The following is a 24,603-nucleotide window of genomic DNA, read 5'->3' as shown; positions in this document are numbered from 1 at the left end:
ATCATCCCTGAGGAGCGGGCCCCTTCAGCACGTAGCCGCGCATGATTGTCATGATGGCTGCAACGCTTTGGTCACGGCTCCGTTCCGGGTTGTACGTCTGGCGGTCCAGCCCCACCACGAAGCAGGCGCCAAACACGGCCGCCTCCAGGCTTCCCCGGGAAATGGTGGCGTCCACGGGGTATTGCGCGGCAACACTTTCGATGGCCGTGCCGATCACCTGCAGCAGCCGGGTCCGGAGCTCGACGAAGGTGTCCTGCCATTCACTCGGGGTGCGCCACTGTTCGCCCACCCACAGCCTGGCGAAGGACGGGTACTCCGCCATAAAGTCCATGGCTTGGCCGATCATCGCTTCCATACCGGCCAGCGGGTCCGCCGTGGCGCCGCGCATGCTGAGCAACCGGGCCTCGAGGATGTCCACGCCGTGCCGCAGCAACTGGGCGATGAGATCGGACTTGCTCCCGAAGTTGTAATAGACGGTCCCCTTGGACACACCGGCGGCGGCCGCGATCTCGTCGACGGTCACACCTGACGCGCCGCGTTCCCCGATCAGGTCCATGGAGGCCTCGAACAGCTTCTGCTTTGTGGCGTTGGTCCGGCCGGGGCGGAGCTTCCTCGGTGCGGCGGGTTCCTGGTCCGCCTCCAGCGTGCTCATACTGCGATCTCCGGTTTCAGGGTTTTAAGGGTCCAGAACTTGTTCTTGCGGACGGCCAGCGTTGACAGGGCTATCCCCAGCAAAGTGTAGCCAAACAGCCCTGCCACGGTCCCCGGGACCAGGGACAGGTCCGCGCCGTAAACCAGGTGCCGCATGCCATCCACCACGTAGCCCATGGGCAGGACCCTGTGGACCGCGTGCAGCGGCTCCGGCGTGGTCTGCCACGGGAAGGTGCCGCCGGAGGAGACCAGCTGGAGCACGAGCAGGATGAGCACCACGAGCTTGCCCGGTGAACCGAGCAGCGCCACAACGCCCTGGATGATGGCGCTAAAGGCCATGGCGGCTGCCAGCAGCAACATCCACATCAGCCACGGGTGGGCAGGGTGCAGTCCCAGCCCCACATTGACGACGACGGTCAGCAGGCTCGCCTGCACTGCGGAGACCGTCAGGAACGGAAGCCAGCCGCCGACGGCGATCTTCCACGCCGGCGCGTTGGAGGCCAGGGCACGCTGGGTGATGGGCCGCATGGCCTGGACCAGCATGAAGATGCCGATCCACAGGGCCAGCGTCATGAAGAAGGGAGCGAGCCCTGCGCCGTAGGAGCCGGCCTTTGCCTGCGAGACGTTGCTGACTGCCACGGGGTCGGACATCACGGCCGAGAGGTCGCTCTTTTGCGCGTCGTCCGGGTGGGGGACCTTGCCCGCACCCTGGGACAGCCCGGCTGCCAGCTTCCCGGCCCCGGCTGCGGCGGTGCCCGCTCCGCTCTCCAGCTGCGCCGCACCGCCGTCGAGCTCCCGGGCACCTGCCGACAGGGCGGCCGAACCTTCCACCGCCGTCTGCTCTCCGGAAGCCAGTGTGGTGGCGCCGGCCGCCAGCCGGTCTGCCCCGGCAGACGCCGTCGAGATGCCGCCGGTCAAGGCAGGTGCGGCGGCGGCCAGACGCGCCGCACCGGCACTTACCGCCGCCGATCCGTCGGAAAGCTGCTGGATCTGCGCTGCGTCTGCCTGGATCTTCGCCCTGGCATCGCTGACCGGGCCGGAGGCGGCTGCGGAATCGACTTCCGCGAGCACCTTGTCGGCTTGTTCCCGGGTCAGGACACCGGCGGCCACCAGCCTGTTGTTGGACTCCTGCAGCCGGTCGCGGAGGCCGGTTTCAGCAGCCTCGAGCTGCCCCACGGCGTCCTGCACCTTGCTGTTCAGCGCCGCGTTTCCGGCCGCAACCTGGGCAGCACCATCAGCGAGGCGCTGTGAATCCGCCGGAAGCCCGGCCGTCCTGTCCCGCAGCTCCGCCAGCCCTCCGCTCAACTGGCCGGCTCCGGCGGAAAGTTCGTCGGCACCGTCACGCAGCCTTGTCTGGCCGTTATAGAGGTCGGCGGCGCCGGTAGCCAGCTTCCCGGTTCCCGCATGCAGGGTGACAGTACCCTCGTGCAGCCGGGTGACGCCATCCGCCAACTGGGTGGCGCCGTCGGCCGCCTTGACCATCTGCGTGTGGATGGTGCCGAATCCGGTGAGGAGCTGGTTGGCCGTCTCCGCACCGACATCCTTGGCCACCGAGGCATGGACGGCCGTGGTCAGCTTGTCCACAATGGTGCTCAGCAGGTAGTTGTTGGCGTCGTTGGTGGTGACGTTGAGCATTGCCTGGGTGGCCGAATCGAAGCTGCCAGGCGAGGCAAGGTTGGCCGAGAAATCCTTGGGGATCCTGAGGGCGAACGCGTACTTTCCCTCGCTGACGCCCTGGTCCGCCTCTGCCGCGGACTGGACGGTCTGCCAGTTGAACACGTGGCCCTCGAGGAGGCTGTCCGCCACCTTCTGCCCGGCTTCCAGCCGCGTTCCGCCGCTGGTGGCGGCCCCGGCGTCCTCCACCACGAGCGCGGCGTCGATGCGGTCGAGGTTGCCGTACGGGTTCCAGTTCGCGTAGAGGTACACCGCGCCGTAGAGCAGCGGCACCAGGGTGAGGGCCAGGATGGTCAGCTTGGGCAGCAGGCCGCCGGTCATGCGCTTGAGTTCGGAGCGCGCCAGCCGCAGGATTGTCATTTGGCCATCCCGCCCGTCACGCGGTCATCCGTCAGGCTGTCACCCGTCACGCCGGAGCTTTTGTCCACATATTCGGACTTCAGGGGCGTGTTGGAGCCATTGTCCTGACTAAAATCCGCCGCGGAAGGACGGGCGGCGGCGTTGCCGATTTCGGCGGACGGTCCGGTCCAGTTTTCCGGGAGGGCGGTAACGGTTGCGACGACGGCGAGTGGCCGGCCGCCGTCGTACGCCAGTTCCGTGAGCCGCGGCAGCCAGCCGGAGGGGTCCGCGCCATGCCGGTCGGGGGAATCCACGACGAGGAGGTCCGTGCCGGGATTGGCGAGGGCCAGCGCCGTGAGGAGCTCTGTGCGGCGTGCCGGCGGGAGCTGCTCCGTCCACATGCCGGCGACGTCCTCGAAACGGTTGACCTTCAGCCACGGCTTGCTGAGCAGGGCGCCACGGTAGCGGCGGGGCACCAGGGCCAGATCCTCGGTCACCAGGTCGGCGACGCTCAGGTGCTGCTCGGGTTCGTTGACGCCGGGGGAGTCCACCAGGGCGCTGGCGCGCCGCAGCGGCCTGACCCCTGCCGTGCCGTCCCAGGTGGCAGTTCCGCCGTCGGGCTTCATCCGGCCGCTGAGGACAAGCGCGAGCGCCGTCCGCTGGTCCTGTCGGTCGCCGGTCACCAGCAGCAGTTCGCCGCGGGTCACCTGGAGGGAAGTCGGCGGCAGGAGGTCGAGCCGCCGGCCTTTCACGCTGAGCTGTCGTGCGCAGAGCAAAGGGAGCCTTTCGCAGAAGTTGTCTGCCTCAAGGCTAACTGAACTGACTAGTCAGTTCAAATAAAGGCTCACAGGCCGTATTTCTCCAGCAGCCGCAGCCAGACCTCGCTGATGGTGGGATAGGAGGGGACCGCGTGCCACAGCCGGTCCAGCGGAACCTCCCCAACGACGGCAATGGTCGCGGCGTGCAGGAGTTCGGCGACGTCGGGCCCGGCAAAGGTTGCGCCGAGGAGCACCTTGCGGTCCTCGTCCACCACAAGCTGGGCCCAGCCTTCGTAGTTCCGGGCATGGAGTGAGGAACCGGCCACTTCGATCGGGAGCTCCACCGACGAGGCGTTGTAGCCGTCCTTGCGGGCCTGCTCCAGCGACCTGCCGACATTCGCCAGCTCGGGGTCGGTGAACACCACGTTGGGAATGGCGTGTTCGTCGGCGGTGTGCGCAAACCGGCTCCAGGGCTCGGGCTCCCCGTGCAGCTCGCCCTTGGCCCGGACGGCAATGGCCGCGCCGGTGGCCCGGGCCTCGTACTTGCCCTGGTGGGTCAGCAGTACTTTGCCCGCGGCGTCGCCCACCGCGTAGAGCCAGGGACCGTCGTCGTTGCCGGCCGCTTCCGCCACCAGGCCGGTTGAGTCGGTGCGGATGGCCAGGGGCTTGCCGTCGGCGGCGGTCAGCCCCACGTTTTCCAGCCCGAGCCCTTCCAGTGCGGGGTGCCGGCCGGTCGACACCAGCAGCTTGTCCACCGTGACCGTGTCGCCGCCGTCGAGCGTGAGCGTCAGGGAACCGTCGGAATTCCGGTGGACGCTACGGGTCTTGGTGTCGAGCCGGAGCTCCACACCGTCGGCCCGGAGGCCGGCGGCCACGAGTTGCGCGGCCTCGGCCGGGAAGTTGCGCAGCAGCCCGCTGCGGGCCACCAGCGTGACCGTTGATCCGAGCCGGGCGAAGGCCTGGGCAAGCTCGGTGCCGGCGACGCCGCCACCCAGCACGCCAAGCCGCCCGGGGACCTCTTTTGCCGAGGTCGCCTCGCGCGTGCCCCAGTACTCAACCTCGCCCAGTCCGTCCACGGGTGGCCGGTTGGGTGTGGAGCCGTTGGCAAGCACGACGGCGTGACGCGCCGTGAGCGCATAGTCGTCGCCGTCCAGCCCCGATACTTTGACACTCCGCTCGCCACTGATCCGGGCCCGGCCGCGGATCAGTTCGATGCCGGCGTCCTCCACCCATTCCACCTGGCTGGTGTCCTGCCACTGGGAGGTGAAGGAGTCGCGACGCTTGAGGACTGCTGCCGCGTCGAGCGTTCCGGTCACGGCCTCGCTGGCGCCGGGAACTGCCTGGGCCCCGTGCAGCGCGGTGCCCGGGCGCAGCAGCGCCTTGGACGGCATGCAGGCCCAGTAGGAGCATTCACCGCCCACCAGTTCGGCTTCGACGAGTACCGCCGTCAGGCCTCCCTGCACCACCCGGTCCGCGGCATTTTCCCCTGCCGCTCCGGCGCCGATCACAATGACGTCGAATTCCCGTTCAACAAGTCGTGGCATGGCAACAGCCTACGCCGGGAGGTGCCTCGGATTTCGGCAGGCACTGCCGCAACACCGGACCCTCCGTTCCGGGGACGTGGGACATCCGATACGGTGAGGAAAAGTACGGACAGCGCAAAGGAGCCCTCCATGCAGCCCTCCAACATGGTTCCGCCGGCCCGCTTCAGCGCCCAGGCCCGCCTGCGCGCCCTGCAGGCGGACATCATGGAACTGATCCTGGACCGGGAACTGGAGCCCGGTGACGCCCTTCCCACCGAAAACGAGCTGTGCCTGGTCCTCGGCGTGGGCCGGAACACGCTGCGGGAGTCGCTGAAGGTCCTGCAGGCACTGGGGGTCATCGAGATCCGCCACGGCTTCGGGATGTTCGTGGCGCCCAGCAATTTCGAGTCGCTCGCCGACGGCCTGATTTTCCGCGGGCGCCTGTCCCTGCGGCACCATGGCCAGGAGGCGCGGCAGCTCGTGGACGTCCGCCAGGCGCTGGAGGCTGGCCTCATCGGGAGCGCGATGGACGAGATGACCGCCGGCCAGCTGGCCGCCATTGAGGAATCCGTGATCCGCATGGAACAGAGTGCGGCGGCAGGGGAGGCCTTCGTGGAAGCCGACGCCGAATTCCACCGCAGGCTCTTTGAACCCCTGAACAATGAACTGCTGCTCAATCTGCTGGGCGTCTTCTGGAAGGTCTACCGCAAGATCTACACGGAGGTCGGGCCCGGGGTGGAGGATCTGCCGGCGCTCGCTGCAGTGCATCGGAACATCTATTCGGCCGTGGCCGCGGGGGACAAAGCCCGGGCTGCCCACGAGCTGACCCGCCACTTCGACGGCTTCCGGCAACGGATTGTGGAGGCCGTGGGCGGATAGATGGTTTTGGCCGCACCGATTTCCGCTCACGGGTGTGCTTAACGCAGAAGGTCCGCACCGGTTTCCCGGTGCGGACCTTCTCTCTCTGTGCGCCCAAAGGGATTCGAACCCCTGACCTTCTGTTCCGTAGACAGACGCTCTATCCAGCTGAGCTATGGGCGCATCTTCCGTTTCGTTTCGAGCTTTTCGCTCGCCCCGAACCTCGAATAACTTTACGCGAGGAGGGCCGCAGTTCCAAATCGAAGACGGTGTAATTTACACAACTAGACCGGTCTATGTGACCTTCGTCACTAATTTCAACTTTTCTAAATCCAAATTCCCCGGGTTTCCGCGGAAGTTGCCCCGGAAAGGGCAGGACATCCGATGTCTGACCGCCAATTGGTCCAGAGCATCAGAAATAGCATTTAGCACACACCACTGAACCCGAAGAAGGGAACTGCAATGGCCCACCTGGCGCGACTGCCGCTGCTTGAGAAAGCACCCACCACCCATACCGGTCTGCTGGCCTGGGTTGAAGAGGTCGCTGGCCTGACCCAGCCGGACCGGATTCATTGGGTCGACGGCTCCGAGGAAGAAAACACCCGCCTCACCGACGAACTCGTCGCGGCGGGCACCCTGAAGCGGCTGAACCAGGACCTGTTCCCCAACTCCTTTGCAGCCTTCTCGGATCCTGCCGACGTGGCCCGTGTCGAAGAGCAGACCTTCATCTGCTCCGAGAAGGAGCACGACGCAGGCTTCACCAACAACTGGATGGCCCCGGCGGAGATGAAGGAGAAGCTGCGCGGGCTGTTCTCCGGCTCCATGCGCGGCCGCACCATGTACGTCATCCCGTTCGTGATGGGCCACCTTGACGCCGAGGACCCCAAGTTCGGCGTCGAGATCACCGACTCCGCCTACGTGGTTGCCTCGATGCGCATCATGGCGCGCATCGGCACGGACGTCCTGAACCGGATCACCGAAACCAACGCTTTCTTCGTTCCCGCCCTGCACTCCCTGGGCGCTCCGCTGGAGCCCGGCCAGGCAGACGTCCCCTGGCCCTGCAACCCGGACAAGTGGATCGTGCACTTCCCCGAAGAGCGCTCTATTTGGTCCTTCGGCTCCGGCTACGGCGGAAACGCGCTGCTGGGCAAGAAGTGCTACGCCCTGCGCATCGCTTCGGTCATGGCCCACGACGAGGGCTGGCTTGCCGAGCACATGCTCATCCTCAAGCTCACCTCGCCGGAAAACAAGACGTACTACGTCTCGGCAGCCTTCCCGTCCGCCTGCGGCAAGACCAACCTCGCCCTGCTGGACCCCACGATCAAGGGCTGGAAGGTCGAGACCCTCGGCGACGACATCACCTGGATGCGGTTCGGCAAGGAGGGCGAGCTCCGCGCCGTCAACCCCGAGGCCGGCCTCTTTGGTGTGGCCCCCGGCACGGGCTGGGGCACCAACCCCAACGCCATGCGCGCCATCGCCAAGGGCAACAGCATCTTCACCAACGTTGCACTGACCGACGACGGTGGCGTCTGGTGGGAAGGCATGACGGAGGAAACTCCAGCCCACCTGACAGACTGGCAGGGCAACTCCTGGACGCCCGAGTCCGGCAAGCCGGCAGCCCACCCGAACTCGCGCTTCTGCACCCCGATCGACCAGATCGACATGCTGGCCGAGGAGTACCACAACCCGAACGGTGTGGAACTGTCCGCGATCCTGTTCGGCGGCCGCCGCAAGACCACCATCCCGCTGGTCACCGAGGCCCGCGACTGGACCAACGGCATTTTCATGGGTTCCACCCTCTCATCGGAGACCACCGCTGCTGCGGCCGGTGCCGTCGGCGTGGTCCGCCGCGACCCCATGGCCATGCTGCCGTTCATCGGCTACGACGCCGGCGACTACCTGAACCACTGGGTTAACCTCTCCGCGAAGGCCAACCCGGAGCGCCTGCCCAAGATCTTCCTGGTCAACTGGTTCCGCCGCACGGCAGAGGGCGGCTTCGCCTGGCCTGGCTTCGGGGACAACGCACGTGTCCTGAAGTGGGCCATCGAGCGGCTCGAAGGAAAGGCCGACGCCGTGGAGACCCCCATCGGCTTCGTTCCGACCGGCGACGCCATCGACCTCGACGGGCTCGACATGACCCCTGCCCAGGTTGAGGAGGCAGTTCACGTCGACCCCGAGGAGTGGAAGACCGAGCTCGCCTCGATCGAGGAGTGGTTCGCCAACTTCGGCGACTCGCTGCCCGCAGCGCTCCAGAACGAGCTCGACGGACTGAAGGCCCGCCTGGCCTAGACCCCACTGCCTCCCCAATCTCGCAAGCTCGATTGGGGCCCCTCGGCAGCGTGGGCCCAAAAGTACGACGGCGGCCCCGCACCTTTTTCTTCAAAGGTGCGGGGCCGCCGTCGTCCGTCCTGGAGTTTCTTGTCCAGATAATGGCTGCTAGAGGCCTCTAAAGTAGCGACAAATGGACAAGTACTCCCCGGCGGAAGAGCTTAGGAGGCCAGCCAGATGTCCGGGCCGAAGACCTCGTAGTGGATCTTCGTGGCCGGGATGCCGGCGTTGATGGCCTCATTGCGGATGTTCTTCATGAACGGCAGCGGACCGCACAGGTACAGCGACGCGCCGGCCGGGAGGTCCACCTCACGCAGCGACATGAAACCGGAGTTGGACCCGGCTTCCGGCTGCTCAAGCCAAAGCTGGAGGTCGGCGCCGCCGAGGCGTTCGACGTCGTCCGTCATCTGGGAGCGCAGGGCCCAGCTGTCCAGGGTGCTTTCGGCGTGCAGGACCAACACCTGGCGCTCGGAGCCGCTTTCGGCGAGGGAACGCAGGATCGAGGCGGTGGGTGTGCAGCCGATGCCCGCCGAGGCAAGGACCACCGGGCCGTCGCCGTCCTTCAGCGTAATTTCGCCGTACGGGTTGGAGATGTCGATGATGTCTCCGACCTCAATGCTGTTGTGCAGCACGGGGGAGACCTCGCCGCCGTCGTCGAGCTTGGTGGTGAAGCTGCGGCTGGTGCCGGCATCGCCGGACAGGGAGTACTGGCGGACCTGGCGGATGCCGTCGGGCAGGGTGACCTTGACGCTGATGTACTGGCCCGGAAGTGCGGGGGTGACCGGGGTGTCATCGGCCGGCGCGAGGGTGAAGGTCATCGATCCGGTGCCGGCCGGGATCTTTTCGATGACCGTCCACGGCATCCACATCGCGGTGTTGGACTGCGCCGCGTAAAGGTCCTTTTCCAGCTTGACCAGGGCGTCCGCCATGAGCCAGTAGACCTCGGTCCAGGCTTCCGCGATTTCCGGCGTGATCACCTCGGCAAGGTCGTCGGCAATGGCTGCGAACAGGTGCTCGTAGACCACCTGGTACTGCGGCTCGGTGATGCCCAGTGAGGCGTGGCGGTGGGCGATGCGGGACAGCACGGTCTCCGGCAGGGTGTCGGGGTTGTTCACGAGATGGGTGGCAAAGGCGGCGATGCTGCCGGCGAGGGCCTGCTGCTGGTTGCCGTTGCGCTGGTTGGAGCGGCTGAACAGCCCGTCCAGGAGTTCCGGGTGCGCGGCGAAGAGCCGGGCATAGAACTTGGGGGTGATCTCGCCGATTCGTGAACCGACCAGGGGGAGGGTGGCTTCGATGACAGGACGGGCTTTGTCCGAGAGCATTGGCACTCCTGAGCTAGTGGTCCGGGGTCTTTGGCCGGACCGGGGCTGCAGATACTGGCATTTGAAATGCCACTTTCTGGCTGATCCATTTCTACACCCTGTAGAAGGAATTTTCCAAATGGGAGGCATGTGCGGGCGTGGGCCCGACGAGGCGGTGACGGGAGGGCTCAGGCGCCGGGGCGCAGCCCGATCGCTTCGAAAACGGGAGTCATCTGACGTGAGGTGGGCAACTCGGCCACCACGACGTCGTCGAGCTCCCGGTAAAAAGCCTCGCGCGCCCGGGCGAGGGCGCCGCGGAGCCGGCATTCATTGATGAGGGGGCAGCTGCCGGCCGGGCCGATGCACTCGGCGGCATCCTCGCGGGTGTCCAGCTCCCGCAGGACCTGGCCAACGGTGGCGCGGCGGCCGGCGGCACTCAGCCGGGAGCCGCCGTTGCGGCCGCGCTCGACGTCAATCAGACCCAGCATGCGCAGCTTCGCCACGGCCTTGCTGACGTGGTTGTAGGGGGTTCCGACGGCGTCCGCCACGTTCTGGGTGGTGAGCAGGCCGCCCTCCGGTGCAGCAGCGAGCACCATGAGGGCGCGCAGGCTGACGTCCGCGAAGGCGTTGATTTTCATGGTACTAGCCTAATAGCCTGTGCAAATCGCCGGTCCACCCGGCGCGCATCGCGTGATCTGTGCGGAGCGGGGGACCAGGTCAAAGGGCCGCTCCGGACCGGTCTAGTCAGCCCAGATGACAGGTTCGTTGGAGTCGGCCGCAAGGTCGCCGAACTCCCACTCGCTGCCCCCGTTGTGGGGCGAGTACGGCAGGACGGCTGCGAAAACCGCACCGTCCCGGTGTTCCGTGGCCACGTGGATGGCGTCCGAGTCCTCCTCGACCAGGGTGATGTCGCAGACGATGGCGGCGGCCCGGAACTCGTCCCGGTGCTGGCGCAAAAGTTCCGTGATGTCGCGGATCATCCCGTCGGCATCGAACTCGCTGTCCCCGCCGGCATCCGGATCTGCCGGCGAAACGGCCACGAGCCGGACGTCGCCGTCGTTTTCCACCACGAGGGCGAACGGCAGGAACCCGCCGCTGCGCTCAAGCTGCTCCTGGGCTGCCGCCATTCCGGTGCCCAGGAGGTTTTCCAGGTCCGTGGCCGTGGCCTCCGGGACGGATGCACGCCACGACGACTGGGCCGGGATCGGATCGGGTGATGCCACGGGCGCCGCCCTAGCTGCGGACCAGGGCCAGCACGCGGTCGCGCACCCGCTCCATGGTGGCCCGGTCCGTGGCCTCGGCGTTCAGGCGCAGGTACGGTTCGGTGTTGGAGGGGCGCAGGTTGAACCAGAAGCTGCCGTCGGCGGCCGTGAAGGTGCTGCCGTCCAGGTGGTCCACGGCCACGTCCTCGGTCTCGAAATCGGCCCGGACGCGCTCGACGGCGCCGGCCTTGTCTTCGATTTCCGAGTTGATTTCGCCGGAGGAAACGTACGGCTCGTACTCCCGGCCGAGCTCGGAAAGCGGGCCGTCCTGTTCGCCGAGGGCGGCCAGCACGTGCATGGCGGCCAGCATGCCGGTGTCCGCGTTCCAGAAGTCACGGAAGTAGAAGTGGGCGGAGTGTTCGCCGCCGAAGATGGCGCCTTCCTCTGCCATGACGGCCTTGATGAAGGAGTGGCCAACCCGGGTGCGCACGGCACGTCCGCCGTCTTCGGCGACGAGTTCGGGCACCGCGCGGGAGGTCAGGAGGTTGTGGATGATGGTGGGCGTTGCCTCGCCCTGCGCCTTCGCGCGGGCGATTTCGCGGCGGGCCACCATGCCCGTGATGGCCGAGGGCGAGACCGCCTCGCCCTTTTCGTCGATGACGAAGCAGCGGTCGGCGTCGCCGTCGAACGCCAGGCCGATGTCCGCGCCGTGCTCGACGACGGCGGCCTGCAGGTCGCGCAGGTTTTCCGGCTCCAGCGGGTTGGCCGGGTGGTTCGGGAAGGAGCCGTCGAGTTCGAAGTAGAGCGGAACGATGTCGAACGGCAGCTTGGGCAGCAGCGTGTCGCCCAGGACGGCAGGCGTGGTCAGCCCGGCCATGCCGTTGCCGGCGTCCACCACGACCTTGAGGGGGCGCGAGCCGGAAAGGTCAACGAGCGTGCGCAGGTATTCGGCGTAGTCCTTCAGCACGTCCCGGACGCCGATCTGGCCCTGCGTTTCGGCAGCGGGGATGGAGCCGGCGTTCAGGTACTGCTCGGCGAGTGCCTGGATCTCCTTAAGGCCCGTCTCGGAGGAGATGGGAACGGCACCGGCCTTGGCCATCTTGATGCCGTTGTATTCGGCCGGGTTGTGGCTCGCGGTGAACGTGGCGCCTGCGGCGTTGAGCGCTCCGCACGCGTAGTACAGCTCGTCCGTGGAGATCAGGTCCAGCAGCTGGACGTTGGCTCCGCGGGTGGCCGCGCCGCTGGCGAACGCCTTGCTGAATTCGGGGGAGGAGGGGCGCATGTCACCGCCGACCAGGACCGTCTGTCCCTCCAGGCCAAGCACATCAACGAACGCTGCGCCCACGGCCTCGACGATTTCAGCGGTGATGGATTCGCCCACGATGCCGCGGACGTCATACGCCTTGAACGAGGCCGAAAGGTCAAAAGTACGGGTCTGGTCGCTAGTCACGGCACTTATCTTACGGGCACCCGCGCGGCGGCCTGTGAAGGCGCAGTCACAGAAGTGTGTGGCGGCGGGTTGTCCACATGGCACGTGCCCGGGGTTTGGTGTGTCAGAGGCGGCTGGGATACTGAATCAATGGCAAATAACCAGCACGCTCCTGTCCTTGCTTCTGCCCCCGGCACCGGTACCGGTGCCGGAAGGGATGAGGAAACGGTCGCCGGGACGCGGGGTCAGGCCCTCTCCGTGCTGCGCGAGCTGGTGGGGCGGCCGGAGGCCGACTTCCACGACGGCCAGTTCGAGGCCATCGAGGCGCTGGTCGACGGCGGCCGCCGGACGCTCGTGGTGCAACGGACCGGCTGGGGAAAATCTGCCGTTTACTTCGTGGCGTCCTTGCTGCTCCGGCGTCGCGGGGCCGGACCCACGCTGATCGTGTCGCCCCTGCTGGCCCTGATGCGGGACCAGGTGGCCGCCGCGGCCCGGGCGGGCGTTAAGGCCGTGGCCATCAACTCCGCCAACCAGCTGGAGTGGGACGCGGTGCGTGAGCAGCTTGCCGCAGACCAGGTGGATGTCCTGCTGGTGTCCCCGGAGCGGCTCACCAACCCTTCGTTCCGGGAGAACCAGCTGCCCGAACTCATCCGGCGCACGGGGCTCCTGGTGATCGACGAGGCGCACTGCATCTCTGACTGGGGCCACGACTTCCGGCCCGACTACCGGCGCATTGCCGACCTCATCGGGGAACTGCCGGACACCGTGCCGGTGCTGGCCACCACGGCCACCGCCAACTCGCGGGTAGTCCACGACATCGAGGAACAGCTCGGTGACGGCGTGCTCACCATCCGCGGTGCGCTCGGCAGGGAGTCGCTGCGGCTCGGGGTCCTGGCGCTGCCCGACTCGCGTCAGCGTCTCGGCTGGCTGCTCACCCACCTGGCCGATCTGCAGGGCAGCGGGATCATCTATACCCTGACCGTCTCCGCCGCCGAGGATACCGCCAGGCTCCTCGCCGAGGCCGGTCACGAGGTGCTGGCGTATACGGGCCGCACCGACCCCGCCGACCGCGAGCGGGCAGAGCAGCTTCTGAAGGACAACCAGGTCAAGGCGCTCGTGGCCACCTCCGCGCTGGGGATGGGCTTCGACAAGCCGGACCTCGGCTTCGTAGTCCACCTCGGCGCCCCGTCGTCCCCGGTGGCCTACTACCAGCAGGTGGGCAGGGCGGGCCGTGGCGCCGCCAATGCAGACGTCCTGCTCCTGCCTGGGTCCGAGGACCGCGAGATCTGGCAGTACTTTGCCACCGCTTCCATGCCTTCCGAGGAGAAGGCCACTGCTGTGCTGACCGCCTTGGCAGAGGCGGGCTCGGCTGTGTCCACGGTGGCTCTGGAAGCCCGGGTGGACCTGCGCCGTACGCCTCTGGAACTGCTCCTGAAGGTGCTCGCCGTGGACGGGGCGGTGGAACGCGTGGGCGGTGGCTGGCGCTCCACCGGCGTGCCGTGGACGTATGACGCCGAACGGTACCGCCGCATCGCGGAGGCCCGGGTGGACGAGCAGGACTCCATGGTCATCTACCAGGACACCGCCGGGTGCCGGATGGAGTACATCACGTCCGTGCTGGATGACGAGACCGCCGCCCCCTGCGGCCGGTGCGACAACTGCGCCGGCAGGTGGTTCCCGTCGGACGTCGCCGCCACGGCCACGGAGGCTGCCGGGCAGACCCTCAGCCGCGCAGGCATCGTGCTGGAGTCCAGGCTCCAGTGGCCCAGCGGAATGGACCGACTGGGGGTGCCGGTGAAGGGCAAGATCAAACCCGACGAGAACACGGCCGACGGCCGGGTCCTCGCCAGGCTGACGGACCTGGGCTGGGGCGGGGCGCTGCGCGAACTCTTCGCGGCCGGGGCTCCGGACCGCTCCGTCGATCCCGGCATGCTGCAGGCCTGTGTCCAGGTGCTGCGCGAATGGGGCACCGGTGACTCCCGGATACCCGGCTGGAGCGGTGCAGGACGGCCGGCAGCGATTGTCAGCATGCCCTCGCGCAGCAGGCCAGAGCTCGTGGATTCCCTGGCCCGGGGCATCTCCCAGATTGGCCGCATCCCGTACGTCGGCCAGCTGCAGCTGGAACACGGCGGCCCCACCGGCGGCCGCGGCGGCAACAGCGCCTACCGGCTGGCCGGGGTGTGGGACCGTCTGGTGGTGGGGGAGTCACTGGCGGCCGAGCTCGCTGGCCTGGGCGGCGGCAGCGTTATGCTCATTGACGACCTCGTGGACAGCCGGTGGACCGTGACCGTCGCCGGGCGCGCCCTTAGGCGGGCCGGTGCGGGCGCGGTGCTTCCGCTGGCGCTGGCCCAGGCCGGCTGACCTCGGCCCCCGCATGCCTGTGCAGCATCAGGCTATCGACCGTGCTGAGGAGCATCAGCACCGCTATCGACAGGAATGCGCCGCGGTAGGCGGCCACGCCGCTGCCCTCCGGTCCGCCTGACAGGATGCCGCCAAACCCGGACGAGAGCCGGGAATCCGACTCGAAGAGGCGAAGCAGGAGGGCGCCAACGGCGATTCCGGCCCCGGTGGCCAGCTGCACCAGCGTCGCGGAGACGGCGTTGGCTGACGTCAGCTGGGCAGGCACGATATCTGCGTACTGGACCGATGCGTACGCGGAGAAGCCAATTGATCGGAAGGCCCCGCTGCACACCAGCAGCGCGAACACCAGCGGCTCGGGTGTCTCCGGGGTCAGCAGCGCGCAGAGGGCGAAGGTGGCTGCCGAGGCCAGGGACGCGAACACCAGCACCGGCTTGAACCCGAAGCGTCTGATGAGCGGGGTTGTCGCAGGCTTGATGCCGATGTTCCCGATGAACACGGCGGCCACCATGATGCCCGCGTGCAGGGGGCTCCAGCCGAAGCCGTTCTGGAACATCAGCGGCAACAGGAACGGCACGGCGCTGATGGTCAGCCGGTAAATGAAGCCCCCAGAGTTGGTGGCCCGGAAGGTGCGGGTGCCAAACACCGTCAGGTCAAACAAGGGGTGGGCCGCGCGGCGCATCCACAGGACCGCCGCTGCCAGCGCGAGAACCCCCGCCAGAATGCTCGGCCAGGTCCACACACCGCCGGGCTTCCCGCTGGCCAATTCCAGGCCCGCCACCAGTGCGCCCACGCCCGCCGTCGTGAGGGTGAGTCCCAGCCAGTCCAGCCGCCGGTTCCAGTCGCCGGGAACCGCCGGAACCAGGCGCAGGGCGGCCAGGAATGCCGCAATGCCGAGCGGCAGGTTAATCAGGAAGATCCAGTGCCAGGACAGGTAGGTGGTCAGCGCACCGCCCACGAGTGGCGCCAGGACCGGAGCCAGCAGCCCCGGCCAGACGAGATAAGCCGTGGCGCGCAGAAGATCAGACTTTGGCGTCCCGCGAAGCACCACCAGAGTACCCACCGGCACCATCATCGCCCCGCCAAGGCCCTGCAGGACGCGGCTGACGGTCAGGACCGTGAGGTCCTGGCTGGCGGCGCACAGCAGCGACGCCACGGTGAAGACACCGATGGCGAGGCAGAAAATCCGCCGGGCCCCGAGCCGCTCCGCCAGCCAGCCGCTCAGCGGGATCCCCATGGCCACCGTCATCAGGTAGGCGGTCATGGTGATGTTCACGCTGGCCGACGGCACGCCAAAGTCCCCGGCGATGCTCGGGATGGCTGTCGTCAGGACCGTCCCGTCGAGGAACTCCATGAAGAATGTGGCCGCCACAAGCAGGGCCAGCCTGGGGCTCCAGGCCTCGTTGGCAGAAAGCTTGTTCATGGAGTCATCCTGCCACCGGAAAGCGCTTTATCGCCTTGACCGTCCGGCACGCGGACACGCAAAAGGCCCCGGTCCGAGGACCGGGGCCAAACGCGGAGACGGGGGGATTTGAACCCCCGGTCGAGTTTAACCCCGACCCTTCATTAGCAGTGAAGTCCATTCGGCCGCTCTGGCACGTCTCCAATTGCTATTACTAGCCCACCAAGGATACGCAGAACCGGCCACGCAGTGCAAAACGGCCGGTGCAGCCCGCCCAAACCGCACCGGCACCTGCGATCGGGGCGTGCTTAAGGAGGCGGTCAGGCGGTGCCCTCTGCCAGCGCCTTCCACAGGAAGTGCTGGCTGCGGCCCTGGAGCGCGGCCGCCTGCCGGTTGTCCGAGGCGCCCGCGTGCCCGCCTTCGAGGGCTTCGTGGTACCAGACGTTGGGGATGCCCATGGCCAGCATGCGCGCGGCCATCTTCCTGGCCTGCACTGGACCCACCCGGTCATCGGACGTTGCTGTCCAGATGAAGGTTTCCGGGTACTCCACGCCGTCCTTCAGCTGGTGGTACGGCGAGAAGGTCTTGATGAATTCCCAGTGCTCGGGCAGATCGGGGTCCCCGTACTCGGCAATCCACGAGTGGCCGGCCGACAGCTTCGTGTACCGGCGCATATCCAGCAGCGGCACCCCGCAGGACACGGCACCGAACAGCTCGGGATACCGCGTCAGCATGTTGCCCACCAACAGGCCGCCGTTGGAGCCGCCGACGCAGCCGAGCCGCTCCCTGCTGGTGACGCCCCGCGAGATCAGATCCCTGGCCACCGCCGCGAAGTCCTCGTAGGCGCGGTGCCGGTTCTCCTGCAGCGCGGCCCGGTGCCAGGAGGGGCCGTATTCCCCGCCGCCGCGGATATTGGCGACAACATACACGCCGCCCCGGCTGTGCCCCTCCGGAAGGCCGTCGCCCGGAACGGCTGCAGTGCGACGCTCCAGCCACGCCCGGCCGATCGTGCCGCTGTACGCCGGTGTGCGCGAGACCTCGAAGCCGCCATATCCGGAGAGCTGCGTGGGGTTCTGCCCGTCCAGGACCAGGCCCCGCGCCGCCACCTGGAAATACGGCACCTTCGTGCCGTCCGCGGAAACGGCGAAGTGCTGCTGCACCTCGTAGTCCGCTTCGTTGAAGAACGACGGCGACGCCTTGACTTCCGCGTGGCGGCTCACCACGCCCGCCCCGGCAGTTCCGCCGGAACCCCCGCCGTCGGTGGTGCCCCCGTTCGGTGCCCCGCGGGTCAGCGTCCCCCGCGTCAAAGTGCTGGGCGTCGTGAAGCCGGTGGCCACGAGCCAGAAGTCGTCCCCGGCCCCGCCTTCGGCCTCATCCTCGTCGTCCACCGCGAAGGCGTTGACGTCGTGCAGCGGCGGGCAGGCGTCCAGCAGCGAGGAGCGCCACGAGTCGGCCGGGTCCAGCACCCGGATTTCCGAGGACACGTCCTTCAGCCGGTTCAGCAGCAGGAAGTTCCGCGTCCAGCTCCAGGACTGCAGCGACGTGTGCGAGTCCGGGGCGAAGAGGACCGTCAGCTCGCGCTGGCCGGCCAGATACGCCCGGAAGTCGGCGGCGATCAGCGAACCCGCCGCGTAGGTGGTGCCGTCCACAGTCCAGTCGCGCTGCGGCCGGAACAGCAGCCATTCCCGGTGGACGCCCGTGTTCACGTCGGTGGGCACGTCCACCGGCACCCAGTCTCCGTCCTGCAGCACGGACGTGCGGCGGTTGAAGAAGTCGATCCAGTCCACCGCGAACGTCCGCTCAAAGCCGGGCGTCGATTCGTGGGCCACGATCGCCATCATGTGCTCCTCGGGGATCTCGAAGATGCGGGGCGCGTCGGCCAGGGCCTGGCCGCGGTGCAGCCGCACGGCGGTACGGGCGTACGAGGACGCCGTGCGCGGGAGAGCTTCCGCGGTGCTGGCGACCAGCAGCGTGTCTGGATCCAGCCACGAGACGTTCCCCTTCGCCGTCGGGAGGTCAAAGCCGCCGGCGGCGGGATCCACGAAAGCGCGGGTCTCGACGTCGAACTCGCGGTAGCGGTTGGCGTCGCCGCCGTCGGGGGAGAGGGCCAGGAGTGCGCGGCGGTACGGCTGCCCGGGTTCTGGCCGGAGCAGGTTTGCCCCGTGGAAGACCCATTCCACGCCGTCGGCGGCCGCCAGCGCATCCACGTCAAGCAGCACGTCCCATTCCGGGGCGTCGCTGCAGTAGCTCTCCCAGCTGGTCCGGCGCCACAGCCCCTTGGGGTTCTGCCGGTCCTTCCAGAAGTTATAGTACCACTCGCCGTGTTTGCTCACCATGGCGATCTTGTCCGTCGAGTCCAGCACCTCGAGGATGTCGCCCTCGAGCCGGACATAGTCGGCGTCCTCCAGCAGGTCCTCCGTGCGCGCATTCTGCTCGCGTACCCAGGCCAGCTGTTCCTCGCCGTAGATGTCCTCCAGCCAGATGTTCTCGTCGGTGGGCGCGGGCGCGGTCTCGGGAGGAACGGCGCCGGACGCGGGGGCAGAATCAGCTGCAGTGGTGGTCATGCGCCCATCCAAACAACATCCGCGCTCAGCTAGCAAGTCACATGCCGATACTCTGGAAGGCGTGGTTATTTCGCAGAGCATCCGGACGGCGCTGATTGGTGCCGGACCGAGGGGTACCAGCGTGCTGGAGCGGCTGCTCGCCAACTGGTCCGCCGCCCGCCCTGCCGGAGCCCGCCTGCACATCGACGTCATCGACCCCTTTCCCGCCGGTCCCGGCCACGTCTGGCAGCCCGGCCAGTCCCGGCTATACCTGATGAACACACAGTCGTTCTACCCCACACTGGTTCCCGAGGACACAGGATTGGCCGCGCCCGTTGCCGGAACCACCTTCGACCGCTGGCGGACAGCACAGCAGCGCAGCCCCCTCCCGGAGCTGTCCGACGACGAGCGGGCAGAGCTGGCCGTGCTGGGATCGGGCGACTTCCCCAGCCGCGCCATCTATGGCCGTTACCTGCGGTCCACCGTCGAGGAGCTGCTCGCCGCACTGCCCGATGGTGTCACCGTCGAGATGCACCAGGCGACGGCCACCGCTGCGCGCCGGCGGCCGGACGCAAAGTTCGACATCGAACTGGACGGCGGCGGGACCCTCACCGTCGATTCCGTCGTCCTCGCGCTGGGCCACCTCGCGTCCCGGCTCAACCCGGAACAGCGTGAACTGCAGGCGGCCGCGGCCCAACTGGGCCTGCGCTACCTCCCGCCGGCCGTTCCGGCTGACGTCGACTGGAGCGTCATTCCGGCTCAGGAGCCTGTGCTGGTCCGCGGGATGGGCCTGAACTTCTTCGACGTGATGGGCCAGCTCACGGAGGGCCGGGGCGGGAAGTTCGTGGAGGCAGGGGACCGCCTCGAGTACCTGCCCTCGGGCCAGGAACCGGTCATCTTCGCCGCGTCCCGGCGCGGAACCCCGTACCGGTCCAAGGCCACCCTCGCAGGCTACTACCCGGCGTCGGTCACGCTCCGCTACTTCACCGCGAAGGCACTGCAGAGGTTCACAGCGGCCGGGATTGTGCCGGCCTTCGACCACGACCTCTGGCCGCTCCTGCACCGGGACGCGCTCTGGGCCTACTACACGACCCTCGTGCGCTCGCAGCCGGACGCCGTGCAGGACCATGCCACGTTCCTCAAGGAGCTCGACGAGGCCCTGCACCCGCATGCCCACAGCACCGGCCGGTGGGAAGAGGACTTCAACGCCGTCGTCGGACGCCATGTCCAGCAGGGAAGCCGGCTGGACCTGCGCGGCCTTGCCGCCCCGCTGTCCGGACGGACCTTCGCCTCTCGTGCCGAGCTGGATGCCGCCGTCGTCGATTACCTCGATGACGATGCCCGCCGCTCCGCGCTCGGCGAGGACGACCCCGTCAAAATGGCCATCGGTGCCCTGCACCATGGCCGTGCGGTGCTCAAATCGGTGGTGGCCGACGGCGGCATCACCGATGAGTCCTGGGTTGCCGGCCTGCGGGGCTGGTTTGAGTCGCTGGTGGAGGGCCTGGCCAGCGGGCCTCCGGCGCTGCGCGCCGAGCAGTTGGCGGCACTGGCACGCGCCGGAATTGTCAGCTTCGTGGGCCCTGATCCCAAGTTCGCCGTGGCCCGCGGGAAGCGCACCTTCACCGCCGCCTCGCCGTGGGTACGTGGCGGTGCCGCGGAAGCGCAAGCACTGGTGGAGGCACTGGCGCCGGCCAACCGGGTGGTCCTGAACGAGTCCCCGCTGCTGGAACAGCTCCTCGCCGACGGGCTCGTCCGGCCGCGGACCATGATGACCGTGGAAGGCACGCCGGTGCAGTCCTCGGGGCTCGACGTCCGCCCGCACCCGTACCGCCCGGTAGCGGCGAACGGCGAGGTCAACGACCGGATGTACGTGCTGGGGCTTCAGCTCTCGGCCACGCAGTGGGGAACGGCCATCGCCGCCGAAGCCGCCCAGCAGGCCGGTCCCGTGTACCCCAGCGGGCAGCGGACGCTCCGTGACGCCGACGAGATCGCCCGCGCCATCCTCGGCCTGCCCCAGAACGCGTCCTCACGTTCTGCCGCCTAAGCCCAGACGCGTCCTCACATCCGGCCGTTTGAGTCCAAACGCTCCTGCAGTTCCTGCCGCTTGAGTCCAAACGCTCTTGCAGTTCCGCCGTGACACCACCCGCTGGCCGGACAAAGAATACCGGCCGGCAGCTTGGAGGAAGCTGCCGGCCGGCAATTGTTCGGGAAAGCTGGTTACTGTCCGCCGGTTCCGGCATCGCCGGCATTGCCCTGGCCCGTGTCGGCCACCAGTTTGAACCTGGCCCCGGTGGGGTCCGTCAGGGTGGCTAGCCGACCGTGGGGGGTGTCATCCGGTCCGTCAATTACTGTCGCGCCCAGGCTGACGGCCTTGTCGATGGATGCGTCAGCATCCTCGACGGCGAAGTAGACGACCCAGTTGGAGGGGACTTCGGCAGGAAGGTCGCCTGCGGCGTCGTAGATTCCGGCTTTGGCGTCCCGGCCGGCGCCCAACGTCGTGTAGCGGAACTCTGGGGTGTCGCTCATGACGTCGGTCTTCCAGCCGAACACTTCCTGATAGAACTTCACCGCGGCGGCATAGTCCTTGGTGTGAAGCTCGTGCCAGGCCGGGGCGCCCGGCTCGCCGACAAGCTCGTAACCGCGCATCTCCCGCGGCTGCCACACACCAATCGCGGCTCCGGACGCATCACCGAAGAACGCCATGTGGCCCTGCTCCGGGACGTCCATGGGTTCCATATACACCTGGCCGCCGTTGGCGGAGACCGCGGCAGCCGTGGCAGCGGCGTCGTCGGACCACAGGTAGGTGGACCACATGTCCGGCATGCCCGCCTGGTCCTCCTGCTTCTGCATGATGCCCGCGACGGTCTTGCCGTTCTTCTGCGCGGTGATGTAGCCGCCATATTTTTCCTGGTCTCCGGTCTGGAAGTCCCAGCCGAACAGTTCGCCATAGAACTGTTTAGCCTGGTTGGCATCGGTGGTCATGAGGTCGACCCAGCAGGGTTCGCCGGGCGTGGGTTCGGGCGTAGGCATGTTGTGCTCCTGGTGTGGTTTGCGGGATATCCCCGCAGGTCATGGAGGTGCTACGGACAGAACCGACACTATGCCGGGGGTGTGACAGTTTCAATGGCGGCCGCAGTCAGGCCGGGGCGGGGCTCAGCGCTGGTCTGAGTACGACGTCGCCGGTTCCTGGTCGTCGTCGGCCTCGATCCACTCGATGAAGTCCTTCAGCGACATGCACCAGTAGTAGTCCGAGTACCGCAGGCCCTGCTTGTCGGCCTTGCTCATGACCTCGACCCCCACATGGAACGGTGGATGCGGAAAGCTCCATCCCGCGGTGGCAGGAAAGCGCTGATTCAAGTGAACGCCTCCCGGCAACGGCGCGCATGAGTGGCGCGTACTCGAATTCTGCAGGGCAGGTACTCGGACTACCTGATTTTGGGCGTGGAGTCCACGCCCCTACTTGCCCGTAGGAGCCGGACATTACTTGGCCACGCAAAAGGCCGGCCGAACCAATCTTCCGATTGGCCCAACCGGCCGCCAAATTGGCCGTCATTGCGGTGCTTTCGCACGGCACGGGCCCTGCGCGGAAGGTAAGAGATTCGAACTCTTGGTACGGGGTTACCGCACACTGGTTTTCAAGACCAGCTCCTTCGGCCGCTCGGACAACCTTCCCTAACTAGTAGTGTTTCATAGGCAGTTGGCTGCAACAAAAACCACCGCGTGGCAGTTGTCGCCGGTGCACAGTATTTTTGGGGCAGGAATCAGCTAGAAATCGGGAGTTCGCCATGAAAGCCGTCTTTATCTCGGAGCCCGGCGGGCCGGAAGTGCTGGAAATCCGTGAGGTGCCGGCTCCCGAGCCGGGCCAGGGTGAGGTCCTCATCGATGTGGTGGCTGCGGGCCTGAACCGCGCCGACGTCCAGCAGCGGAGGGGCTACTACCCGCCCCCGCCGGGTGCCTCGGAGATTCCAGGGCTGGAGGTCTCTGGCCGGATTGCGGGCTTCGGACCCGGTGTCACCAAGCCGTTTTCCATCGGGGACAAGGTGGTGGCGCTGCTGTCCGGCGGCGGCTATGCGCAACAAGTCGCGGTGCCCTCGGAGCAGGTGCTGAGGATTCCCGACGGCGTCGACCTGGTTACCGCTGCGGCCCTGCCTGAGGTGGCGGCCACCGTCTACTCAAACCTGGTCATGACCGCGCAGCTGCAGCCGGGGGAGACGGTCCTGATCCACGGCGCCACGGGAGGCATCGGCACCATGGCCATCCAGTTGGCCAAGGCCCTGGGTGCCACCGTGGCCGCAACCGCGGGGACCGACGAAAAAGTCAGCACCGCCAAGGCGTTCCTGGGCGCCGACATTGCCATCAATTATGCGGAGAAGGACTTCGCCGAGAGCCTCCGCGCCCAAAACGGGGGGAAGGGTGCCGACGTGATCCTGGACGTCGTGGGTGCCAAGTACCTGCAGAAGAACGTCGACGCCTTGGCGGACTACGGCCGGCTCGTCGTCATCGGGCTGCAGGGAGGCGCCAAGGGGGAACTGGACCTCGGCCAGCTGCTGAGCAAGCGTGCGGCCGTCGTGGCCACGGCGCTCCGGCCCCGCCCGGCTGCGGAGAAGGGGGTCATCATGACAGCGGTGCGGGACTCTGTGTGGCCCCTCGTCGCTGACGGGCGGATCCACCCGCTGGTGGCCAAAACCTTCCCGCTGGACCAGGTCCGGGCTGCCCACAAGTACTTCGACTCCGGCGAGCATGTGGGCAAGGTCCTGCTGGTGATGTGACGCCGAAGACAGGCGGTAGATACTCAGTATTGCCCTGCCGCAGAAGACAGGCTAGGCTCTGGATATACGCGGTATGCACACGTCTTGGGGGCGTGTGCATGCCGCCGACTTCCAGCCTAGGAGCCAGATGTCTATCCGCCACAGCCTCCTCGCCCTCCTGCAGGACCAGCCGCGTTACGGCTACCAGCTCAGGGTCGAATTCGAAGACCGCACCGGTTCCACCTGGCCGCTGAACATCGGGCAGGTCTACACCACGCTCGACCGGCTGGAACGCGACGGCCTGGTCAGCAACGACGGCGGCGACGGCGAGGGCCATGTCGTGTACAGCATCACCGAAGCCGGCAGGGCCGAGGTCCAGGGGTGGTTTGCGACGCCGGTGGAACGCAGCAATCCGCCGCGGAACGAGCTCGCCATCAAGCTGGCGCTCGCGGTCACTCTGCCCGGAGTGGACGTGGCAGCCATCATTCAGGCCCAGCGCGCCGCGTCCATGCGCGCACTGCAGGACTACACCAAGTCCCGTCGTGATACCGCCGCCAACCAGCGGGCCGCGGACACGGCCTGGCTGCTGGTGCTGGACTCGCTGATCTTCCAGACAGAGGCTGAGATCCGCTGGCTGGACTTGTGCGAGGCCAGGATGGTGCAGCTTACGCAGGCCTCCGGGCCCCGCAGCCAGGCACGCAAAAACGGGGTCACTTCGGATGAGGCTGCCCCGCTCACAGCGGAGAACCGCCGGTGAGCGTGCAGGGGCCGCAGCAGGTTCTCGAACTCGCCAAGGTCAGCAGGACGTTCGGGCAGGGGGCGACGGCGGTCGCTGCCCTGCGGGATGTGGACCTCACCGTCAACGCCGGGGAATTCGTCGCGGTGATGGGGCCATCCGGATCCGGAAAATCATCCCTGCTGGCGCTGGCCGGCGGACTGGACCGGCCGACGTCGGGCGGTGTTTTTGTGGAGTCAACGCCCCTGGCGGGGCTGGGACTGAACGCGCTGGCACGGCTCCGCCGCCGTGCCGTGGGCTACGTCTTCCAGGACTTCAACCTGGTACCGATCCTGTCGGCCGCGGAGAATGTGGCCCTGCCGCTCGAGCTCGACGGCGTGCCGGCGCGGAAAGCGCACCGCCAGGCACTCGACGCCCTGCGGCAGGTGGGGATTCCCGAGCTGGGGCACCGGTTCATGGATGAGATGTCCGGCGGGCAGCAGCAGCGTGTGGCCATCGCGCGTGCCATCGTGGGAAGCCGCCGGCTGATCCTCGCCGACGAACCCACCGGCGCCCTGGATTCCACCACGGGTCACGGAGTAATGGAGGTGCTCCGCTCCCGGGCCGACGCCGGCGCCGCCGTCATGCTGGTCACGCACGAGGCCCGCCATGCCGCCTGGGCAGACCGCGTGGTGTTTATCCGCGACGGCCGGATCGTGGACGAGGCAGCGGCCATGCACGATCCCGCAGTTCTCCTGGCACCGGCCGGCTGAA

Annotated in this window: 19 protein-coding genes and 3 tRNA genes; 7 read left to right on the top strand and 15 right to left on the bottom strand. The window is 67.6% G+C overall.

Annotation, left to right across the window (positions count from 1 at the left end; genetic code table 11):
* Position 1: 1 nt before the first annotated feature.
* The 4 genes from ABIE00_RS19950 to ABIE00_RS19935 all read right to left on the bottom strand — a co-directional run bounded on the left by ABIE00_RS19950 (position 2) and on the right by ABIE00_RS19935 (position 4,966).
* Positions 2-652 carry a TetR/AcrR family transcriptional regulator gene (locus ABIE00_RS19950; protein ID WP_331571851.1) on the bottom strand — a complete coding sequence of 217 codons (651 nt, stop codon included), beginning with the start codon at positions 650-652 and terminating at the stop codon, positions 2-4.
* Entirely contained in the window at positions 649-2,685 is a 2,037-nt protein-coding gene (locus tag ABIE00_RS19945) for a YhgE/Pip family protein (RefSeq protein ID WP_354262405.1), read from the bottom strand. Before ABIE00_RS19945 ends, ABIE00_RS19950 begins: the two co-directional genes overlap by 4 nt.
* Complete coding sequence (locus tag ABIE00_RS19940) at positions 2,682-3,440, bottom strand: ABC transporter ATP-binding protein (protein WP_354262404.1); 759 nt, start codon at positions 3,438-3,440, stop codon at positions 2,682-2,684. Before ABIE00_RS19940 ends, ABIE00_RS19945 begins: the two co-directional genes overlap by 4 nt.
* Positions 3,441-3,508: 68 nt before the next feature.
* Positions 3,509-4,966: a dihydrolipoyl dehydrogenase family protein gene (locus ABIE00_RS19935; RefSeq protein ID WP_354262403.1), complete on the bottom strand. Its 1,458-nt coding sequence runs from the start codon at positions 4,964-4,966 to the stop codon at positions 3,509-3,511.
* Between the two features lie 129 nt (positions 4,967-5,095).
* On the opposite strand from ABIE00_RS19935, the gene ABIE00_RS19930 reads away from it, so the two are divergent.
* Positions 5,096-5,824: a FadR/GntR family transcriptional regulator gene (locus ABIE00_RS19930; protein WP_354262402.1), complete on the top strand. Its 729-nt coding sequence runs from the start codon at positions 5,096-5,098 to the stop codon at positions 5,822-5,824.
* Between the two features lie 88 nt (positions 5,825-5,912).
* On the opposite strand, the gene ABIE00_RS19925 is transcribed toward ABIE00_RS19930, so the two are convergent.
* Positions 5,913-5,986, bottom strand: a tRNA-Arg gene (locus ABIE00_RS19925).
* Between the two features lie 279 nt (positions 5,987-6,265).
* Here ABIE00_RS19925 and ABIE00_RS19920 point away from each other — a divergent pair.
* Positions 6,266-8,092 carry a phosphoenolpyruvate carboxykinase (GTP) gene (locus ABIE00_RS19920; RefSeq protein WP_354262401.1) on the top strand — a complete coding sequence of 609 codons (1,827 nt, stop codon included), beginning with the start codon at positions 6,266-6,268 and terminating at the stop codon, positions 8,090-8,092.
* Positions 8,093-8,292: 200 nt separating this feature from the next.
* On the opposite strand, the gene ABIE00_RS19915 is transcribed toward ABIE00_RS19920, so the two are convergent.
* The 4 genes from ABIE00_RS19915 to ABIE00_RS19900 all read right to left on the bottom strand — a co-directional run bounded on the left by ABIE00_RS19915 (position 8,293) and on the right by ABIE00_RS19900 (position 12,084).
* The gene (locus ABIE00_RS19915; RefSeq protein WP_354262400.1) at positions 8,293-9,453 is read right to left on the bottom strand and encodes a globin domain-containing protein; all 1,161 of its coding nucleotides are present in this window, start codon (positions 9,451-9,453) and stop codon (positions 8,293-8,295) included.
* Positions 9,454-9,620: 167 nt separating this feature from the next.
* Complete coding sequence (locus ABIE00_RS19910) at positions 9,621-10,070, bottom strand: RrF2 family transcriptional regulator (protein WP_354262399.1); 450 nt, start codon at positions 10,068-10,070, stop codon at positions 9,621-9,623.
* Between the two features lie 102 nt (positions 10,071-10,172).
* The gene (locus ABIE00_RS19905; protein ID WP_354262398.1) at positions 10,173-10,655 is read right to left on the bottom strand and encodes a hypothetical protein; all 483 of its coding nucleotides are present in this window, start codon (positions 10,653-10,655) and stop codon (positions 10,173-10,175) included.
* A 10-nt stretch (positions 10,656-10,665) separates the two neighbouring features.
* Positions 10,666-12,084 (bottom strand): phosphomannomutase/phosphoglucomutase, encoded by a 1,419-nt coding sequence (locus ABIE00_RS19900; protein ID WP_354262397.1) that lies wholly within the window; start codon positions 12,082-12,084, stop codon positions 10,666-10,668.
* 129 nt (positions 12,085-12,213) lie between these two features.
* Between ABIE00_RS19900 and ABIE00_RS19895 the strand changes: the two genes are divergently transcribed.
* Positions 12,214-14,424 carry a RecQ family ATP-dependent DNA helicase gene (locus tag ABIE00_RS19895; protein WP_354262396.1) on the top strand — a complete coding sequence of 737 codons (2,211 nt, stop codon included), beginning with the start codon at positions 12,214-12,216 and terminating at the stop codon, positions 14,422-14,424.
* On the opposite strand, the gene ABIE00_RS19890 is transcribed toward ABIE00_RS19895, so the two are convergent.
* From ABIE00_RS19890 to ABIE00_RS19880, 3 genes are all read right to left on the bottom strand, one after another.
* Entirely contained in the window at positions 14,369-15,844 is a 1,476-nt protein-coding gene (locus ABIE00_RS19890; protein ID WP_354262395.1) for an MFS transporter, read from the bottom strand. The genes ABIE00_RS19895 and ABIE00_RS19890 overlap by 56 nt on opposite strands.
* A gap of 93 nt (positions 15,845-15,937) precedes the next feature.
* A tRNA-Ser gene (locus ABIE00_RS19885) sits at positions 15,938-16,026 on the bottom strand.
* A 117-nt stretch (positions 16,027-16,143) separates the two neighbouring features.
* The gene (locus tag ABIE00_RS19880; RefSeq protein WP_354262394.1) at positions 16,144-18,387 is read right to left on the bottom strand and encodes a prolyl oligopeptidase family serine peptidase; all 2,244 of its coding nucleotides are present in this window, start codon (positions 18,385-18,387) and stop codon (positions 16,144-16,146) included.
* Positions 18,388-18,448: 61 nt separating this feature from the next.
* On the opposite strand from ABIE00_RS19880, the gene ABIE00_RS19875 reads away from it, so the two are divergent.
* A complete protein-coding gene (locus tag ABIE00_RS19875; protein ID WP_354262393.1) occupies positions 18,449-20,410 on the top strand; it encodes an FAD/NAD(P)-binding protein in 1,962 nt (653 codons plus the stop codon).
* 173 nt (positions 20,411-20,583) lie between these two features.
* On the opposite strand, the gene ABIE00_RS19870 is transcribed toward ABIE00_RS19875, so the two are convergent.
* The 3 genes from ABIE00_RS19870 to ABIE00_RS19860 form a co-directional block, all read right to left on the bottom strand.
* Positions 20,584-21,396, bottom strand: coding sequence for a VOC family protein (locus ABIE00_RS19870; protein WP_354262392.1), 813 nt, complete (start codon positions 21,394-21,396; stop codon positions 20,584-20,586).
* 123 nt (positions 21,397-21,519) lie between these two features.
* On the bottom strand, positions 21,520-21,651 hold the full coding sequence (locus ABIE00_RS19865) for a hypothetical protein (protein WP_331571821.1): 132 nt from the start codon (positions 21,649-21,651) through the stop codon (positions 21,520-21,522).
* A gap of 299 nt (positions 21,652-21,950) precedes the next feature.
* Positions 21,951-22,038: transfer RNA gene (locus tag ABIE00_RS19860), tRNA-Ser, on the bottom strand.
* 113 nt (positions 22,039-22,151) lie between these two features.
* On the opposite strand from ABIE00_RS19860, the gene ABIE00_RS19855 reads away from it, so the two are divergent.
* The 3 genes from ABIE00_RS19855 to ABIE00_RS19845 all read left to right on the top strand — a co-directional run bounded on the left by ABIE00_RS19855 (position 22,152) and on the right by ABIE00_RS19845 (position 24,602).
* Entirely contained in the window at positions 22,152-23,135 is a 984-nt protein-coding gene (locus tag ABIE00_RS19855; protein ID WP_354262391.1) for an NAD(P)H-quinone oxidoreductase, read from the top strand.
* 127 nt (positions 23,136-23,262) lie between these two features.
* On the top strand, positions 23,263-23,871 hold the full coding sequence (locus tag ABIE00_RS19850) for a PadR family transcriptional regulator (protein ID WP_354262390.1): 609 nt from the start codon (positions 23,263-23,265) through the stop codon (positions 23,869-23,871).
* Positions 23,868-24,602: an ABC transporter ATP-binding protein gene (locus tag ABIE00_RS19845; protein WP_354262389.1), complete on the top strand. Its 735-nt coding sequence runs from the start codon at positions 23,868-23,870 to the stop codon at positions 24,600-24,602. Before ABIE00_RS19850 ends, ABIE00_RS19845 begins: the two co-directional genes overlap by 4 nt.
* Position 24,603: the final 1 nt, after the last annotated feature.

It is taken from the genome of Arthrobacter sp. OAP107, from assembly GCF_040546765.1.
Lineage (GTDB): Bacteria > Actinomycetota > Actinomycetes > Actinomycetales > Micrococcaceae > Arthrobacter.
This window is presented reverse-complemented; position numbering and strand designations above follow the sequence as displayed.